The sequence below is a fragment of the Actinacidiphila sp. bgisy145 genome, assembly GCF_057708125.1.
On sequence record NZ_JBYIRL010000015.1, the window covers coordinates 90,168 to 106,896 of the forward strand.

The window sequence follows — 16,729 nt, forward strand, 5'->3', positions numbered from 1 at the left end:
GGCGGCCGGTCAGCCCTTGAGCGCGCCGCCCAGCGCGAACCCGCCGCCCAACCGCCGGGCGAGCACCAGGTAGAGCATCACCACGGGGATCGAGTACAGGATCGAGAACGCCGACAACTGCCCGTACTGCGTGTAGTCGTGGGCGCTGAGGAAGTTGAAGACGCTCACCGAGGCGGGCAGCTTCTCCGGCGTCAGCAGCAGGATGAACGGCACGAAGAAGTTCCCCCACATGCTGATGAAGGTGAAGATCGTCACCACGATCACCCCCGGCCACATCAGCGGCAGCACGATCCGCCACAGCACCTGCATGGAGTTGGCGCCGTCGATCCGGGCGGCCTCCTCCAGCACCACCGGCACCCCGTCCATGAAGTTCTTCATCAGCCAGATCCCGAACGGCAGCGCGGACGCGGCCAGGAACAGCGTGGTCGCCGGCATCGAGTCGATCAGGTTGACCTGCACGAACATGCTGTACACCGGGATCATCACCGCGGTGATCGGCAGTCCGGTGCTGAACAGGATCGTGTAGAGGAACGGCCGGCGCAGCCGCGACCGGAACCGCGACAGCGGATACGCAGCCAGGATCGAGCACACCACGCACACCAGGGTCCCGCCGCCGCACAGCAGCAGGCCGTTGAGCATCGGCCGGAACGTGGTGTCGTAGGTGAGCACATGGCGGAAGTTCGCGGTGGTCGGCGAGGGCACCGACAGCCTGAACGACGCGTGCGCGTTGACCGACGCCAGCACCATCCACACCAGCGGCACCAGGTACAGCACCGAGAACAGCAGCAGCACCACGTTGATCACGCTGCGCCCCGCCCGCACCCGCCCCTTGCGGGTCCGCCCCACCCGCACCCGCACCGGTGCCCGCCGCCCGGCCGAGACCGCCGCGACAGGCGCACTGTCCGTAGCGGCCATCACCCCGCCCCTTTCATTGGTCGGTGTTCCTCCTCGTCTCCTTCGCGGACGGCCTCCTTCGTCGGCCGCCCACTGCGGTGACTCGCTCGTCACCCCTCCTCGATTCTGAGCATCCGGATGTACACCACAGAAAACAGCGCCCCCACCACCAGCAGCACCAGCGCGATCGCGGTGCCGTAGCCGATCAGGCTGTTCTGGAACGCCTGCTGGTACATGAAGATCGGCAGCGTCTCGGTCTTGTTGCCCGGGCCGCCCCGGGTCATCGTGTAGATCAGCCCGAACACCGACAGCGTCTGCAACGTGATGAGCATCAGGTTGGTGAGGATCGAGCGCCGGATCACCGGCAGCGTCACCCGCCACAGCCGCTGCCACGGGTTCGCGCCGTCCACCTCCGCCGCCTCCACCAGCTCGCGCGGCACATCACCGAGCGCCGCGGAGAACACCAGCATCGAGAACGCGGTGCCGCGCCACACGTTGGCCAGGCACACCGCCAGGATCGGCAGCGTGTACAGCCAGTTCTGCTGCGGCAGGTGCAGGAAGCGCAGGATCGCGTTGAGCGAGCCCTGCTGGAAGAAGAACGCGTACATCAGGTAGCCCGCGACCACCTCCGGCAGCACCCACGCGGAGATCACCACCGCGCTGGTGAACGACCGCACCGGCTTGGACGCCTTCTCCATCAGCACCGCCAGCGCCAGCCCCAGCGTGTTCTGCCCGATCACCGCCGAGCCGATCACGAACAGCAGCGTCAGCTCGACCGCGTTGGTGAAGTCGGGGTCGCCGAAGGCGCGGGAGAAGTTGTGCAGCCCGGTGAAGTGGGTGCCCGACGCGCCGGTGAGCTGCATGTCGGTGAAGGCGTAGTAGACGCAGTACCCGATCGGCCCGGCGAGGAACACCGCCAGCAGCACCACCGACGGCAGCACCGGCAGCCCGCGCAGCAGTGCGGCCAGCGGCGCCGGCAGCGGCCCCCGCTCGGGTCGGCCGCCGCCGGCCCCCTTGCGGCCGGCGGCGGGAGCGGTGGGGGCGGGCGCGGCGGAGGTCACTGCGCGCCCTGGACGGTGTGGTCCGCGCCGACCGCGGACTTGACATCGTTATCGAACGTACTCGCGGCCTTGTCGACGGAGGCCTGACCGGTCGTCACCGACTCCATGGCCTTCTGGATGGCGGTCGAGACCTGGGTGTAGGCCGGCACACCGGGCCGGTAGTAGGTGTCGGCGACCAGGGAGCTGAAGAACTCGTTGGTCGGCAGCGCCTTGAGGTACTTCGGGTCGGCGGCGACGTCCTGGCGGGTGGGGATGGTGGCGTTGACGTTGTTCCACTGCGCCGAGGCGGACTCCGTCTCCAGCGCCTGGAGGAACTTCCACGCCAGGGCGGTGTTCTTCGCCTTGGCCGGGATCGACCAGGCCCAGCCGCCGGACATGCTGACCTTGCCCTTGCCCTGGCCGTTCTGGGTCGGCATCGCGGCTTCGCCCATCGTGGTCTCCCACTGCGGCCAGGGCTTCGCGCCGGTGCGAATCCAGTTGTTGGGCATCCAGGAGCCGTCGATGTCGATGGCGAGCTTGCCCTGCGGGATCATCTCGGTGCCGACCTGGGCGCCGATGTTGACACCGAGCGCGGTCTGCACCTTCGGGCCGAGGTTCTCGCTGTAGACGGTGTGCAGGAAGTCCAGCGCGTCCTTGAAGCCCGCGCTGCCCACCACCCACTTCTGCTGCGCCGCGTCGTAGAGGGAGTTGCCGCCGGCGGCCGTGCCGTACAGCAGCATCTCGAAGCCCTGCATCGAGGACTGCTCGCCGCCCGCGGTGCCGGTGTAGAGGTTCATCGGGGTGACGCCGGGCACCTTGGCCTTGATGGCGCGGGCCGCGGTGAGCACGTCGGCCCAGGTCTTCGGCTGCCAGGGCACTGCTATGCCGGCCTGCTTGAAGAGCGTCTTGTTGTACCAGATGCCGCGGGTGTCGGTGTTGTCCGGGACGCCGTAGGTCTTGCCGTCCTTGGCGTACTTCATCGCGGTCTTGGACGCCGCCGCGTACCGGCTCCAGTCCTGCCACGACGCCAGGTAGCTGTCCAGCGGCTTCAAGTAGCCGCTGGCCACGTCGGAGTTGATGGTGGCGGTGTCCTCGTAGACCAGGTCGGGCGCGGTCACGGGGGAGCGCATCATCAGCTGGATCTTCGTGTAGTAGTCGTTCTCGCTGGCGGTGACGGGCACGAGCTTGACGGTGGTGCCGGGGTTCGCCTTCTCGAACGCCTTGACCTGCGCGGCCAGGAAGTCGGGCTGCACCGTGTTGCTGCTGTTGAGCTGCTTCTGGTAGACGACCTTGATCGTTTTTCCGGAACTGCCGGAACCGGAACCGCAGCCCGCTGCGGTCGCGCCCAGCAGTGCGGTGACGGCGGTGATGCCGGCGGCAACGGTGAGTCTCGTGCGCACGCTCAACCTCCGGTGGAGTGCCCGTACTCGGCCCGCGAGCGTGAGGTGACAGGGCGGGCCGGGCGCGGGACGCGGGTGTGCCACAGGGCGCCAACAGTCGGAAACCTGTGGCCGGCAGGGCGGGCGGCGCCCTGGTTGTCGGCGAAGCTAAATCCAATGGATGGAGTAAGTCAACGCTTCTGACATGTAAACTTCCCGCCGTCGGGGGGTGCGGAAGCGGGCGCGGGGCGCGCGGCGGGGCGGTTCGCCGCGGTCGCCGCGGGGCCGCGCGGGCGCGGGCGGTGCCGGGCGGGGGAGCGTTCCGGGCGGGGCGGGGGCGTAAGCGGAATGGGGCGCGGGCGGGTACGGGCCGGGGGCTCGCGAAGTCGGGCGCGTGCGGCGGCCGTTGGGGGCGGCGGCTGCTTTGCGCGGCGACTTTGCGTGGCGGCTTCGTACGGCGGCTGGTTCGTACGGCTGCTTCGTACGGGCGGCGCGCGGACGGGACGGGCGGGAGGCGTGACACGGCGAGGGGAGAGGAACGTGACACGGTGACGCAGGGTGGGACCAATCTGCCCCGGGTGGGGGGCTACAACCAGGCCGTGATCCTGGACGCGATCCGGACCGCGGGGCCGGTCAGCCGGGTGGAGCTGGCGCCGCTGACCGGGCTGACCAGCCAGACCGTCTCCAATGTGGTGCGGCGGCTGCTGGCGGCCGGCCTGATCACGGAGTCCGGGCACGCGCCCTCCAGCGGCGGCAAGCGCCGGACCCTGCTCTCGCCGCGCGCCGACGGGGCGTTCGCGGTCGGGGTGCAGCTCGATCCGGACGCCGCGGTGATCGTGGTGGTCGACCTCGCCGGCGAGGTGCTGGCCTCGCGCCGGGTCGCGCTCGCGGACTCCGCCGAGCCGGCCGACGTGGTGGCCCGGGTGGCCGCCGCGGCCCGGCGCCTGACCGCCCGGACCCGGGTGGACCCCGCCCGGCTGCTCGGCACCGGCATCGCCACGCCCGGACCGATCGACGGCACCGCGGGCGAGGTGGTGCACCCGCCGAACTTCCCCCGCTGGGGCCGGGTGCCGCTGCTGGAGATGTTCGGCGCCGCCACCGGGATGCCGGTCGCCATGGACAACGACGCGACCGCCGCGGCCATCGGTGAACGCTGGATCGGCGGCCGGGCCCGGGCCGGCAGCTTCCTCTTCCTCTACCTCGGGACCGGCATCGGCGCCGGGATCGTGCTCAACAACACGGTGCTGCACGGTGATTCGAGCAACGCGGGCGAGTTCGGCCACATGGCCGTCGAGCCGGGCGAACGGACCTGCCACTGCGGTGGCACCAACTGCCTGGGTCCGTACGTCAGCCCGTCCGCAGTCCTGGCCGATCTGCTGGCCCGGTACGGCAGTTCGGCCGCCGAGCGGATCGGGCTCACCTGCGCCGCGGACCCCGCGCGGGTCGAGGAGTCCGCGCACGCGGACTGGAAGCTGCTGTGCCGGGCCGCCCGCCGCGGCGACCGCGCGGCCTGCGACGTCGTCCGCACCGCCGCCGCCCGCATCGGCCAGGCCGCCCGCGGCGCCGTCGCCCTCCTCGACGTCGAGCGGGTGGTGCTGGGCGGGGAGGCGCTGCGCGGCATCGAGGACATCATGTGCGAGGAGGTCGAGGCGGCCGTCAACACGACATCGGTGACCCGGGTGATCCGGCGCGTCGCCGTCGAGCGCAGCGTGATCGGCGAGGCGGTGGGCGCGGTGGGCGCGGCATCGCTGGTCCTGCACGGCACCTACGCCCCGGGCTGGCGGATGCTGACGCAGCCGCGAGGCTAGGAACCGGCACGGGTCTGTACGGCGAGCGGTGTAACTCCCGTGATGGGAGCGACAGTTGATGACAGACGTGGAAGTGGCATCGGGGCCGGGGAGGCCGCTGTGAGTGGGACGGGCCCGGTGTCCCCGAAGGGCCCGGCCGAAGACGCTCTCCGTCATGCCGTCTTCGGCCGGGCGGACTGCGACCGGCTCAGAACTCGATCCGAACGACCGCTGAGGGCCGGATCAGCCCGGAGTTGTTCGGCGGGGTGTGGCCACCGTCCGTGGTGAAGTAGGCGACGCGGCCGTAGTCACCCTCCTGGCGGCCCCACGCAGCGCTCGACGGGCCGAGGAACCGGTCGTCGATGGGGTCACCGACGATGAGCTTGGTCTCCTTCGCCGCGACCCCGGGGTCCAGCGGGACGCTGTACAGACTGTTGTCGATGTGAGTCGTGATGTACGCGACGCCCTTGTTCTCGTCCATGCAGAAGTCGTCGACCGCGTGGATGCCCTTGAAGACCACTTCCGGCTCTCCCACCGGCTCGTGGGTGTCGGGGTCGAAGGCCACCCGCACGAAGATCTGCTCCCACGAACCGGTGAAGTACACGTGGTTCGACTTCTCCGCCGTACGCACGCCGTTGACGCCCGGGTAGGGGATGGAGAAGGTCTGCGTCAGGTGGACCGCTCGCTCGGGGTCCAGCCCGGGGGCCATGGAGTCGTGCTTCAACCAGACCTTGGCGGTCCCGGCCATCCCGTCGTCGCTGAGGTCGACCCGCCAGATCAGACCGGCCGCGCAGTCGGCGACCAGGATCACGCCAGGAGCCAGCAGGCAGCTGCCGTTCAGCCCCGCTGCCTGCGACGCGAAGTTGAGTACCCGGGTGCGGTTCACCGGCGCGCCGGGCGTCCAGCCGCGCAGGTCGAAACGGTCCAGGGTGGCCGGCGCCATCGAGGACACGTAGAACACGTCGGGCTCGGCCTCGACGATGCTCATGGGCAGGCCCTCCAGCCGGTCCACCAGGACGGCCCCGATGGTCGCGTCCTCCGCCGGAGCCGGCGCCCACCACAGCTCCCGGCGGTTGAGCGCGGTCACCAGCATCGAGCCGTCAGCACGGACCGCGAGATTCTCCAGAAAGTAGTGCTCCGGCAGCGTAGCGACCGTCGTCAGCTTGGGCTGGCTGTTCTCAGTTGTCACCTTGAATCTCCTCTGAGATCGAAAGAAGACCCGGAACGGGTCATGGCTTCGCGGTTCTACGCGATCAGTCGGGAATGGGGACCGTGAACATGTTCAACAGGATGCACACTCCCTGGTATTCGGCCATTACTGCCCAGATGTCGGACAGCCCCTGATGGCCGAAAGTCTGCTCAGCCTCGCGGAAGAGTTCGTCGTCGAGGCGGTGATTGAGCGTCAACTGCCGTGTGATGCGTACTGCGAGTTTTTCGTCGTCGCTCAGTTCATCCGGTACCGCCCCCTCGCCCAGCGCCTTGACGACCTCAGGCGAAAGACCGTACTGGCGGGCCAGGATCTTGTGGGCGTACATCTCGTACTGCGACTCCCACACGGCTCCGACAGCGACGATCACCACCTCTCGTACCCGGTCCGTCAGCGACGTGTGCTTCGCCTCGGCCTCAGCGAAAGCGAGCCACTGCAACGCCACCCGGGGGCGACGCAGAAATCCGTTGAAAGGGCCGATGAGGCGGCCGTCGCCGGTCGTGATTTTGACCCGGCGTCGTTTGCCCACGGCAGCTGATTCGCCACCACATAGTCGAACAGTTCCTGCTGCGCGTCTGTCAGCGTTGCCAGGCCGACCAACGGGAGGCGCCCACCGAGTGCGTCACTTTGAACGGTCACTTCGAAGCTCCTTGACCATCGCTTAGTTCTCTTCTGCAGGTTCTCTGGCTTCTGGAAGAGGCCAGCAAAGGGATGGTTGTTCCAGAGCCCGCCGCAACCACTTCCCAGGGTTGTCCAGGACCCCTGCGGTGTCCAATGGTGTTTGTTGATGACTCGGATTCATCCCGAAGATCGATGAGGGAACTCGGCCTGGGCGCCCATGCGTCCGAGGGATGCTCTGCCGGACCGTATATTCGAGGTCCGGCGACGCGGCGCGCGGAACACAAGCCGTCGAGGAAATCGGTGCGTATGCCGTCTCCCGACGGGGACGGGCACGACCACGCCATCGGCGGCTGCCTCGGAGCAGTTGTCAGCCATGACGGGCCGTCACACGAAGGATGGCGTCCGACGATTGATGTCGTCTCCATCCATCTGAACATGCGATAGTCGCGGGCATGGACCTGCGTCAACTCGAGTGCTTCATCGCAGTAGCGGAAGAATCAAGCTTCACTCGCGCGGCGGCGCGCCTGCACATCGTGCAATCCGCCGTGTCGGTGACCATCGCCTCTCTGGAGCGCGAACTGCACGCCCAGTTGGTCCAGCGCACCTCGCGCCGGGTAGGACTGACCGACGCCGGCAACGCCCTGCTGCCCAAGGCCAGGGCTGCCCTGCTGGCCGCCGAGGAGGCAAGGAACGCAGTCGACGACGCCACAGGCAGCGTTCGCGGCACCCTCCGCCTGGGGACGATGAGTTCCCTCGGGCTCATCGACCTGGCCGCGCTGCTCGGACGCTTCCGCCGCGACTACCCTGCCGTATCCGTCCACCTTGCCACGGCTTCCTCGAACGGCGGCTCACCGGGGCTGATCCACGCGGTCAAAGAGGGCGCCATGGATCTGGCGTTCGTGTCGATCCCAGGCGCGGTTCCGTCCGGTGCCCGCCTGACAGAGGTCGCCTCCACCCCCCTGGACGTTGTGACCCTCCCCGATCACCGCCTGGCCCGAAAAGAGAGCGTCGACCTCTCGGAACTGGCCGAGGAGTCCTTCATCGACTTCCCGGTCGGCTACGGCAACCGAGCTGTGGCCGACCGGGCTTTCGAGTCCGCTGGTCTGCAACGCCGAGTCGTCATCGAAATCACGTCCATAACCTCCGGCGCCGACTTCGTCCGCCACGGGCTGGGCATCGCACTTCTGCCACGAGGCGTTGGCCGGGCTCGGAACGGCCTCAGTTCTCTGCCTGTGACCAACGCCGACCTGAACTGGCCCATCTCCCTGGCCGTCCCTACCAACAGGACACTGGGCGCGGCCGCCAGAGCCTTCGAACGTGTCGCGCTCGGCACTCGGTTCCCCGCAACTCCCCAGCCACCTGGGCCGACTGGCGACCACTGAGGAGTGGTATGCGGCGGACGGCCCGGCCGGCGCTCTACAGGCAGTGGCAGAGCCCGTACAGTGCCGCCCCGAGCCCGAGCGCGCCGCAGGCCAGGAGAACGAGACCCACCAGCACGATCAGCACCGTGACCGGGGCGTTGAGGTTTTCGGCGGGCCGCAGACGACGGCGTATGCGGCGTCCGGGTGTGTCAGCCGATACCCGCGCCGGGAGAGAGGCCCTGGTGAGGGAAGCGTTCACCGTCATGTCGGTACCTCCAGTGTTGCATTCCATTGCGCGAGAGAAGCGGTGGGGAGGATTGCCGAACTGCTGAGGATATGTGCCGGCGCCGTCGGCTCCGCCCGAACAGCTTGCAATGGCCACGATGCAGCAGCAACGAACATTATTCAAATGAGTATTTGCGATAACTGGCATTCGTGAGGTGAATAGTTGGCATGCGTGTACCGCCTCGCCGGGTCGATCTCGGCCTGTGGTCCGCGGTGCCATGGATTCGGCAGGCGCATGCTGGCGGCCGTGACTCTTTCAGGCTGTCCGAATGACACGTCAACCTCAATGCCAGTAGCGACTTGCGGGTTTCGGCTGGTGTCGGGTGTCCGGAGGTTCCTGGGTGCCGCGGGCCGGGCGGGACAAGCGACCGCGGCTTCACCGGAGCGGAGTTGTGGCGGGTTGCCTCGGCCGGAAGCGCGGACCTGCTCTGGCGGGCCCGCCCGCATCGCGAACTGAAGGCCCACCAGCGCGGTCCCGCCCAGGCCCTGGGGGTGCGGTGGCGGCGCGGCGGTGGGTCGTCACAGGGCGAGCAGCAGGTCCCGGACCGCGGCCGGTTGGGACAGGAAGGGGTGGTGGCCGGCGTCGAGTTCGACGACGTCGGCGGCCCGCCGGGCGAACTCGCGCTGGAGCCGCGGCGGGGTGCCGCGGTCCCGGGCGCAGACGAGGTATGTCGAGGGCACCTGCTGCCACGCGGCCGCGCCGACCGGTTGCCCGGTCACCCGCACGCTCTGCGCGGCGAGGTGGTCCGCCGCCTGCGCCTGTACCTCGGAGCCGCAGTCATGGAGGAAGGTGTCCACCAGCAGTTCGGGGCGGACCGCGAAGGTGCCGGCATCGGGGTCGACGTCGAGGAACGGGGCGGGGCCGCCGTCCCCGAAGTCCGACAGGCTCTGCCCGGCCTCGGGCAGGTAGCTGGAGACCAGCAGCAGGTGGCGAACCGACCCGATTCCGGCAGCGGCCTCCGCGGTGACGATGCCGCCGTAGCTGTGGGCGACCACGACCGTCGGCTCGTCGCTGCCGCGCAGCACCCGGCGCACCGCGGCGACGTCCTCGACGAGCCCCGGACCCCCGGCGCCGCCGGGCGGGCCCGCCTCGCCGCAGCTCGGCAGCGCCGGGGCCACGCTCGGCACCCCCCGCTCCCGCAGCAGCTCGGCGGTGCGGTGCCACCACCACGACCCGTCCCGCACGCATGCCCCGTGCACGAACACGACCCTCATCCCAGCCTCCGTGTGTCTGTCTGTCGCGACCTGCTTCCCTTCCGACGATAGACGTAACGACAATTACGTGAAAAAGTCGGGGCGTGGGCAGACGACCGGAACCGCACATCAAGGACAGGCTGCTCGACGCCTGCGCCGACCACGCGCTCGCCCACGGCCTGCCCGACCGGCTGGAGCCGCTGGCCACCGCCACCGGTACCTCGGCCCGCATGCTGATCTACCACTTCGGCACCCGCGACGCCCTGCTGCGCGCCGTCCTGGAAAGGGCGCGGCAGCGCCAACTCGACGCGTTCGGCGACCTGCTGCGCGTGCGGCCCGGCGAGCCGTACCCGGCCACGCTCGATCGCGCCTGGAGCGCCATCACCGGCCCGGGCGGGCAGCCCTACCTGCGGATGTTCGGCCGGCTGCGCGAAAGCGCGGAACAGCGGCTGTGGCCCGGCTTCCGCCGCACCGCGACGACCGACTGGCTCGGCCCGCTGGAGGAGGGCCTGCGCAGCATCGGCCGGCCGGACCTCGCCACGCTCGTGCTCGCGGTCATCCGCGGGCTGATCATGGACCTCGACGCGACCGGCGACACCGACCGCGCCGACCGCGCCTTCCACCACTTCCTCGCCGCGCTCGAGCACCTGTCCGTCCCGGGGGAGCAGGGCGACGGCCGTCCCGCCCGCCCCGCCGGGCCCGACACGGCGGCGGAAGCCTGACCCCGCGCCGCCCGGCCGAGCGCTTACGCGGTGGCCTGCCCGGGGAGCGGGGCGGTGCGGGCGGTCGGAGCCTGGGCGGCGGCTTGTTCGACGCGGGCACGGTGCGCCTCCCACCACGCACGGTCCTGCTCGGGCACGCCGACGTTCTGCCGCGTCATCCCCACGGTGCCGTCGAGGAGTTCGCGCAGGATGTCCGCGTGGCCTGCGTGCCGTTGCGCGTCGGCGACGACCCGTACCACGGCGTGGTGCAGCGTCACGTCCCTGCGGCCGGCCGGCCACCACGGGACCTCGCCGACCGTGTCGAGCGGCAGTGCCTCGATCGTCGCGTCGGCGTGCGCCCACGCCCGGCGGTATCCGGCCACGATGAACTCGCGCGACTCCTCGGCGGTGGCCCACATGTCGGCGTTGGGCTCCGCGTTCTCGTCGCTCCACTGCGCGAGCTTGCCGGAGGGCCGACCGAACGTGTCGCCGAGGTAGCCCAGTTCGGCGCCGGTCACGTGCTTGACCAGCCCGAGCAGATTGGTGCCCGTCGGCGTCATCGGCCGCCGGATGTCGTACTCCGAGAGCCCGTCCAGCTTCCACAGCAACGCCTCCCGAGCGCCCTGGAGGTAGAGGTGCAGTTCGGCCTTCGCGTCGTGTGCGGTCATGCGGGTCATTCTGCCGTCCCGTAGGGTCGGCGCAGGCGAGTGGCGTACGGCTGCGGGGTCGGCCCCGTGCCGGGGAGAGGAGGGGCGGCGTGCTGATCGACACGGTCGCCTGGGTGCGGATCGAGGGCGGCCGGATTCTGTGCGCGCGGCCGCGCGGGAAGGGCGTGTTCTACGTTCCCGGCGGCAAGCGGGAGGGCGCCGAGACGGATCTGGAGACGCTGGTCCGCGAGATCCGGGAGGAGCTGACGGTCCGGCTCGACCCGCACAGCGCCGTCCACGCGGGCACGTACGAGGCCGGCGGGCCCAATCTGCCCGAGGGCGCCGTGGTGCGGATGGCGTGCTACACCGCCGCGTACGAAGGGCGGTTGGCGCCGAGCAGCGAGATCGAGGAGACGGCCTGGTTCTCGTACGCGGACCGTGAACGCGTCCCGCCCGTCGACCAGTTGCTCTTCGACGACCTCAACGCCGCGGGCGAGCTGGCCTGATCGCCTCACACCGGGGGCAGCCTGCGCGGCTCGATCCGCTCCTCCACGGCGGTGTCCCCCTCGCGGCGGACGACGTAGGCGCCCTTGCCCGGCACCTCCGCGACCGCCTCCACCAGTTCGGTGCCGCGGTAGACCAGCCCGACCCCGTCGTCCGTGCAGTGCGCCGCCGGCAGGGTGCCGTCCGCGACGAGCCGGTGGACCAGCGGCCGTCGGCCCGCGTCCGAGTCGTAGTGCACCCCGTTCCCGTATGGCAGCAGGCCCAGCGCGTCCGTCACCGGGCGCAGCCGCGGCCCGTAGGAGTCCGTGGTACCGCCCCGGAACCAGCAGATCGAGCCCGCGCTCACCCCGCTGAGCACCACCCCGGACTCCCACGCGCGCCGCATCACCGCGTCCACCCCGTGCGCCCGCCACACCGCGAGCAGGTTCACCACCGAACCGCCCATCACCCACACCACGTCCTGGGCCAGCACCTCGCCCTCGATGTCCGCGACGTTCGGCATCGGGAACAGGTGCAGCGGCGTCACGTCGAACCCCGCCACCCGTCCGGCCTCCACCGCCCGCGCCGTGAAGTGCTCCGCATCCCCGATCGCGGTCCCCACGTACATCACCCGCGGCCGGCGCCCGTGCACCCCCGACAGCTCCACGGCGTGGTGGACGAGCGCGTCGAACTCCACCCGGGTCCGCCCGCCGGCCCGAAGCCCCCCGGACGTGGCGACAATGGTCGGCTCACCAGCGGTCATGCCCCCAACCGTACGCCGAACACGCCGACTCCGCCGCCGAGGAGCTGCCGCGCCGCACAGCCGAGTGCGTCTTCGGCAGGCGCGGTGCCGACGCGCTCAGCACAGTGCGGGCGTTGCCGCCGAGATCATGTCGAGCCCCAGCGCGGTGCAGCAGTGGGAGACGCTCCGGCCTTCGCGCCGGGTGGTGATCAGCCGGGCGTCCCGCAGGGTTCTGGCCTGCATGGAGGCCGCCGCGGGGCTGATGTCGAGCGCCTTGGCCAGGCCCGTGGTGGTGTGTTGCGCCGTCAGCAGCCGGAGCATCGCCGCGCGGGTGCTGCCGAGGAGGGCGTTGAGGGGGTCGGGGGTGGCGGCGGCCTCCTGGAGGGGCAGCGGGGTGACGGCCGGGTAGACGAGGAGCGTGGGGCCCTCGGGCTGCGGGGCGAGCAGCGGACCTGCGGTCCAGAGCAGCGAGGGGAGCAGCGTCAGGCCCTGCCCGGTCAGCCGGATCTCGCGGTCGTACGCGCCCGGGAACTCCAGGGCCATGCCGTCCCACCGGGCCGAGGGGGACAGCCCGGTCAGCGTGGCGAGCAGCCCGTGCCGGGCCAGGTACCGCGCACGCCATGCCGCTTCCGCGTGGAATCCGGCCCGGACCCGCGGCCAGGCACCGGCGAGCAGGCTCGCGTAGGCCGCGGCCATCGACCGCTCGAGGAGCTGCCAGGACTCGCGGTCGTCGTCGGCGAGCCCGCGGGCCCACCGGGCGCGCGGCTGCTCCGGAGCGCGCACCCTGAGCAGCTCGGAGCGAACGTACGCGCGCGGCGCCGAGCGGACGGTGTCCATCCCCTCGGCGAAGCCCGCGGTGGGCGGGTCGAGGAACAGCGGGCCCGTACCGGTCGGCGACAGCAGGTCGAGCACCGGCCGGGCCTGCGGCGGGAGGGACCGCTGGGCGCGCTGCCGCCACTGGCGGAACACCGGGTCCGCCGGGCGTCTGAGCGTCATGAGCGCCAGGCCCAGTTCCATCAACGGCGCGGGCTCGTCGGCCATCCGGACCCGTAACAGGTCCTCCGCGGTGAAATGCACCCTCAGCACACGGTCCCCCCACCGTCCGGTCCCGCGCCTGACCCGTCCGACAGTTCAGCGGCAGCTGAATACATTGCCGCGGACGGCGCCCGACACGCACGCTGTGACGCGTTCCGGTCCAGTCTCTGCCGCCGGGGGAAGGGTGCGGCAGGCAGAAACCGGACATCACGCTCGATCACGGGAGGGAACCCACGTGCTGAAAAAGACGCACATCGGACTCATGGCAGGAGCCGCACTGCTCGGCAGCGGCCTCGTCCTGGCGCCGTCGGCGTCGGCCTCGGCCTCGGCGTCGGCCGACGTATCGCCCAAGGTCGCCTGCGACTTCTACCACCACAACGCGGACGCGGGCAGCGGCACGGTCACCGCCGACAGCCTCGCCCGCCGCGAGGGCCCGTACACCTACTGCGACGCGTACGGCTATGCCGCCCACGGCGCGAAGATCTACTACTGGTGCTACGACACCGGCAGCTCGGTCACCTCGAACGGCCTCACGATGGACACCTGGACCTACGGCCGGATCTCCGGTACGAGCCAGGAGGGCTGGTTCAGCGACGTCTATCTCAGCAACCACGGAGCCACGCACCCCTGCTGACGACTCAGGCGCCGGCGGGCCGCGCCGGCTAGCCGACGGCCGGGGCGGGCGCGCCCGCCCGCTTGAGACGTCGCAGCCGGCGGCTGAGGCACCAGCTTCGGCGTCGAACCTGGTGCCGGTGCCGGTGCCGGTGCCGGTGCCCGGACCGCCCGTCCGGCGGGCGATCTCGTGCACCGGCCCCGGCATCCCCTCGGCACGAAGGCCCCGCCGCGGTACGCGGGTCGGCCCGCGTGCGTACGCACCCTGTGCCCGCGGCGGCTTGGTAATCTGCCGCGATGAGCGAGGTGCTGGACGACGGGCCGTTCTTCCACGGGACCAGGGCCGATCTGCGGACCGGGGACCAGCTCACCCCCGGGTTCCGCTCCAACTACCGGCCCGAGGTCGTGATGAACCACATCTACTTCACCGCGTTGCGGGACGGCGCGGGGCTCGCCGCCGAACTCGCCGCCGGAGACGGGCCCCCGCGGGTGTACGCCGTCGAGCCCACCGGGGAGTTCGAACACGACCCCAACGTCACCGACAAGAAGTTCCCCGGCAACCCCACCCGCTCCTACCGCAGCAAGCACCCGCTCCGCATCCTCGGCGAGGTCACGGACTGGACCCGCCAGACACCCGAAGCACTCCGGATGTGGCGGGAACGGCTGTCCGCGACGCGCCAGGACAGCCGCGCCGAGATCATCAACTGAGGGCCGTCCCGCCGCCGGTCTGCCGAGCGGCGTCGAGCGGCGTCGGGCGGCGCCGGACGGGGAAGCGACCCGCGCTAGCGCGGGCCGGCTCGCCCGCCCGCCGAGCGGATCAGTACTCCTGGGCGGTCGGCCGCAGCAGGATCTCGCTGACCGCGGAGTGCCGCGGCTGGGTGACCATGAAGACGACGGCACGCGCCACATCGTCCACGTGCAGCCAGTCCCGCTCGGTCATCGTGTGCCCGGCCTCGTCCCCGACGCCGGTGCCGACCGTCATGTCCGTGGCCACCATGCCCGGCTCGACGACACCGACCCGCACCTTGCGCAGCGCCACTTCCTGGCGGAACGCGTCGCCGAAGGCGATGACCGCGTGCTTGGCCGCCGAGTACACCGCGTTGCCCTTGATGGGCTTGCGCCCGACGACCGAGCTGATGTTGACGACGTCCGCGACGCCCGCCGGCCCGTCGGCCGCCCGCAGGAGGTGCGGCAGCGCGGTGTGCGAAAGGCGCAGCACAGCGCGGAAGTTGACCTCCACCAGGGTGTCCCACCGCGCCGGGTCGCTGTGCTCGACGAACCCGGGTGCGCTGGCGGCCGCGTTGTTCACCAGCACGTCCAGCCGCCCGAAGTGCCCGACGGTGTGCTCGACCACGGCGTCGACCTGCGCCGGGTCCGACAGGTCCGCCGGCAGCACCAGCACCGAGCCGCCACGCGCCCGGATGCCCCCGGCGAGCTCCTCGAGCCGGTCGGCGCGGCGCGCGGTGACCGCGACCGCACCGCCCTGCTCGGCGACCGCCAGCGCCGTCGCCCGCCCGATCCCGCTGGAGGCCCCGGTGACCAGCGCGACCCGCCCGGCCAACGCCGGGCCCGACCCCTGCGGAGCACCGGCGGGGGCCCCGCCCGCCTGGCTCGCACCGGACTGCGCCTGACTCATGATGGTGTCCCTTCCTCGGCCGTATCCGATCCGTCCCCACCTTCGATCCGGCCGGCGGCCGCAGCCAGAGCCCTGCTGATCACCAGAACGCCGGTACTACGCTGAGCGGGAGCGAGGAGCGAGCATGGATGAACCGACGCGGGCCGAGAACACGCTGGGCGAGGCGTTGCGTGCCTGGCGCGGGCGCCTGACCGCTGCCGACGTCGGGCTCCCCGCGACGCGCCGCCGCCGCACCGCGGGCCTGCGCCGTGAGGAACTCGCCGCGCTCGCCGGCGTCTCCGTCGACTACCTGCTGCGCCTGGAGCAGGGCCGTTCACGGCGCCCCTCGCGCGAGGTGCTCGCCGCGCTCGCCAGGGCGCTGCGGCTGAGCCCGGACGAGGCATGCCGCCTGCACCTGGTCGCCGGGCTGCTGCCGCCCGTACCCGGCCAGGTGCCCGACCAGGTGCCGGCGAGCGTCGCGCGGCTGGTCCGGCACCTCGGCGACATCCCCGCCGGGGTCTTCGCCGCCGACTGGACCCTGCTGGCGTGGAACCCGTCCTGGGCCGCCCTGCTGGCCGACCCCGACCAGCACCCCCTGGCCCCGCGCAACCTGGTCCGGGCCCTGTTCGTCGATCCCCCCGCGCCCGGCGGAACAGCCGTCCTTCCGACCGGCGACGGCGACCCCGACTTCACCACCGCGCTCGTCGCCGAACTGCGCCTGACCCTCGCCGCCTATCCCGACGACCGCGAGCTGGCCGGACTCGTCGCACAGGCCACCGCGGCCAGCGCGCACTTCCGCGCCCTGTGGAAGTCCCCGTCGCTCGGCGCACGGATGGGCGGGCGGCGAAGCGCCGCACACCCGTCCGCGGGCCGCCCCGTCTTCCACTACGACGTCCTCAAGCTGCCCGAGAACGACGTCCGCATCATGACCTGCACGCCGGCGCGGGATTCCGGCGGCGCCCACCCGCCCCTCGCGCCGCTCCACCACGCTTGAGTCAGCCCCCGACCGCCCGACCGCCCCCGACCGCCCCCCGACCGGGCTCCGCAGACCTCCGACGACTGGTCGGCGAACCGAGGCTGCTGGTACGGGAGTTCCGCCGGTGATCGCTGAGGCGGCTCATCAGGG

The 16,729-nt window shown here is 71.3% G+C and carries 17 protein-coding genes; 7 read left to right on the forward strand and 10 right to left on the reverse strand.

Annotated elements, in window-relative coordinates; genetic code table 11:
- Window positions 1–9 precede the first annotated feature (9 nt).
- The 3 genes from AC3ERT_RS15905 to AC3ERT_RS15915 all read right to left on the reverse strand — a co-directional run bounded on the left by AC3ERT_RS15905 (window position 10) and on the right by AC3ERT_RS15915 (window position 3,334).
- Complete coding sequence (locus AC3ERT_RS15905; protein WP_435135195.1) at window positions 10–915, reverse strand: carbohydrate ABC transporter permease; 906 nt, start codon at window positions 913–915, stop codon at window positions 10–12.
- 89 nt (window positions 916–1,004) lie between these two features.
- A complete protein-coding gene (locus AC3ERT_RS15910; protein ID WP_435174829.1) occupies window positions 1,005–1,955 on the reverse strand; it encodes a carbohydrate ABC transporter permease in 951 nt (316 codons plus the stop codon).
- Window positions 1,952–3,334 carry an extracellular solute-binding protein gene (locus AC3ERT_RS15915; RefSeq protein WP_435174831.1) on the reverse strand — a complete coding sequence of 461 codons (1,383 nt, stop codon included), beginning with the start codon at window positions 3,332–3,334 and terminating at the stop codon, window positions 1,952–1,954. The genes AC3ERT_RS15910 and AC3ERT_RS15915 overlap by 4 nt, the downstream gene beginning before the upstream one ends.
- 527 nt (window positions 3,335–3,861) lie before the next feature.
- Between AC3ERT_RS15915 and AC3ERT_RS15920 the strand changes: the two genes are divergently transcribed.
- Complete coding sequence (locus AC3ERT_RS15920; RefSeq protein WP_435174834.1) at window positions 3,862–5,121, forward strand: ROK family transcriptional regulator; 1,260 nt, start codon at window positions 3,862–3,864, stop codon at window positions 5,119–5,121.
- Window positions 5,122–5,308: 187 nt separating this feature from the next.
- On the opposite strand, the gene AC3ERT_RS15925 is transcribed toward AC3ERT_RS15920, so the two are convergent.
- Together AC3ERT_RS15925 and AC3ERT_RS15930 are read right to left on the reverse strand one after the other, a co-directional pair.
- Window positions 5,309–6,289, reverse strand: a complete 981-nt coding sequence (locus tag AC3ERT_RS15925) for a hypothetical protein (RefSeq protein WP_435174837.1) — start codon at window positions 6,287–6,289, stop codon at window positions 5,309–5,311.
- Between the two features lie 64 nt (window positions 6,290–6,353).
- Window positions 6,354–6,836, reverse strand: coding sequence for a carboxymuconolactone decarboxylase family protein (locus tag AC3ERT_RS15930; RefSeq protein WP_435174840.1), 483 nt, complete (start codon window positions 6,834–6,836; stop codon window positions 6,354–6,356).
- A gap of 544 nt (window positions 6,837–7,380) precedes the next feature.
- On the opposite strand from AC3ERT_RS15930, the gene AC3ERT_RS15935 reads away from it, so the two are divergent.
- Complete coding sequence (locus AC3ERT_RS15935) at window positions 7,381–8,310, forward strand: LysR family transcriptional regulator (protein ID WP_435174843.1); 930 nt, start codon at window positions 7,381–7,383, stop codon at window positions 8,308–8,310.
- A gap of 783 nt (window positions 8,311–9,093) precedes the next feature.
- On the opposite strand, the gene AC3ERT_RS15940 is transcribed toward AC3ERT_RS15935, so the two are convergent.
- The gene (locus AC3ERT_RS15940) at window positions 9,094–9,789 is read right to left on the reverse strand and encodes an alpha/beta fold hydrolase (RefSeq protein ID WP_435174846.1); all 696 of its coding nucleotides are present in this window, start codon (window positions 9,787–9,789) and stop codon (window positions 9,094–9,096) included.
- An 83-nt stretch (window positions 9,790–9,872) separates the two neighbouring features.
- Between AC3ERT_RS15940 and AC3ERT_RS15945 the strand changes: the two genes are divergently transcribed.
- Window positions 9,873–10,490: a TetR/AcrR family transcriptional regulator gene (locus AC3ERT_RS15945; RefSeq protein WP_435174848.1), complete on the forward strand. Its 618-nt coding sequence runs from the start codon at window positions 9,873–9,875 to the stop codon at window positions 10,488–10,490.
- 23 nt (window positions 10,491–10,513) lie between these two features.
- Here AC3ERT_RS15945 and AC3ERT_RS15950 read toward each other — a convergent pair whose 3' ends face one another.
- Complete coding sequence (locus AC3ERT_RS15950) at window positions 10,514–11,137, reverse strand: DinB family protein (protein WP_435135217.1); 624 nt, start codon at window positions 11,135–11,137, stop codon at window positions 10,514–10,516.
- 89 nt (window positions 11,138–11,226) lie between these two features.
- Here AC3ERT_RS15950 and AC3ERT_RS15955 point away from each other — a divergent pair, with 89 nt between their 5' ends.
- Window positions 11,227–11,622, forward strand: coding sequence for an NUDIX hydrolase (locus AC3ERT_RS15955; protein ID WP_335979503.1), 396 nt, complete (start codon window positions 11,227–11,229; stop codon window positions 11,620–11,622).
- Between the two features lie 5 nt (window positions 11,623–11,627).
- Here AC3ERT_RS15955 and AC3ERT_RS15960 read toward each other — a convergent pair whose 3' ends face one another.
- Together AC3ERT_RS15960 and AC3ERT_RS15965 are read right to left on the reverse strand one after the other, a co-directional pair.
- Window positions 11,628–12,362 carry a Type 1 glutamine amidotransferase-like domain-containing protein gene (locus AC3ERT_RS15960; RefSeq protein WP_335979504.1) on the reverse strand — a complete coding sequence of 245 codons (735 nt, stop codon included), beginning with the start codon at window positions 12,360–12,362 and terminating at the stop codon, window positions 11,628–11,630.
- 96 nt (window positions 12,363–12,458) lie between these two features.
- Complete coding sequence (locus AC3ERT_RS15965) at window positions 12,459–13,427, reverse strand: ArsR/SmtB family transcription factor (RefSeq protein ID WP_435174851.1); 969 nt, start codon at window positions 13,425–13,427, stop codon at window positions 12,459–12,461.
- A gap of 184 nt (window positions 13,428–13,611) precedes the next feature.
- Between AC3ERT_RS15965 and AC3ERT_RS15970 the strand changes: the two genes are divergently transcribed.
- Both AC3ERT_RS15970 and arr read left to right on the forward strand, forming a co-directional pair.
- On the forward strand, window positions 13,612–14,010 hold the full coding sequence (locus AC3ERT_RS15970; protein WP_435174854.1) for a hypothetical protein: 399 nt from the start codon (window positions 13,612–13,614) through the stop codon (window positions 14,008–14,010).
- Between the two features lie 275 nt (window positions 14,011–14,285).
- Window positions 14,286–14,696 (forward strand): NAD(+)--rifampin ADP-ribosyltransferase, encoded by a 411-nt coding sequence (gene arr, locus AC3ERT_RS15975; RefSeq protein WP_435174856.1) that lies wholly within the window; start codon window positions 14,286–14,288, stop codon window positions 14,694–14,696.
- A gap of 109 nt (window positions 14,697–14,805) precedes the next feature.
- On the opposite strand, the gene AC3ERT_RS15980 is transcribed toward arr, so the two are convergent.
- Window positions 14,806–15,624 (reverse strand): SDR family oxidoreductase, encoded by an 819-nt coding sequence (locus AC3ERT_RS15980; RefSeq protein WP_435174859.1) that lies wholly within the window; start codon window positions 15,622–15,624, stop codon window positions 14,806–14,808.
- 124 nt (window positions 15,625–15,748) lie between these two features.
- Between AC3ERT_RS15980 and AC3ERT_RS15985 the strand changes: the two genes are divergently transcribed.
- On the forward strand, window positions 15,749–16,597 hold the full coding sequence (locus AC3ERT_RS15985) for an MmyB family transcriptional regulator (RefSeq protein WP_435174862.1): 849 nt from the start codon (window positions 15,749–15,751) through the stop codon (window positions 16,595–16,597).
- The last annotated feature ends 132 nt before the right edge of the window (window positions 16,598–16,729 follow it).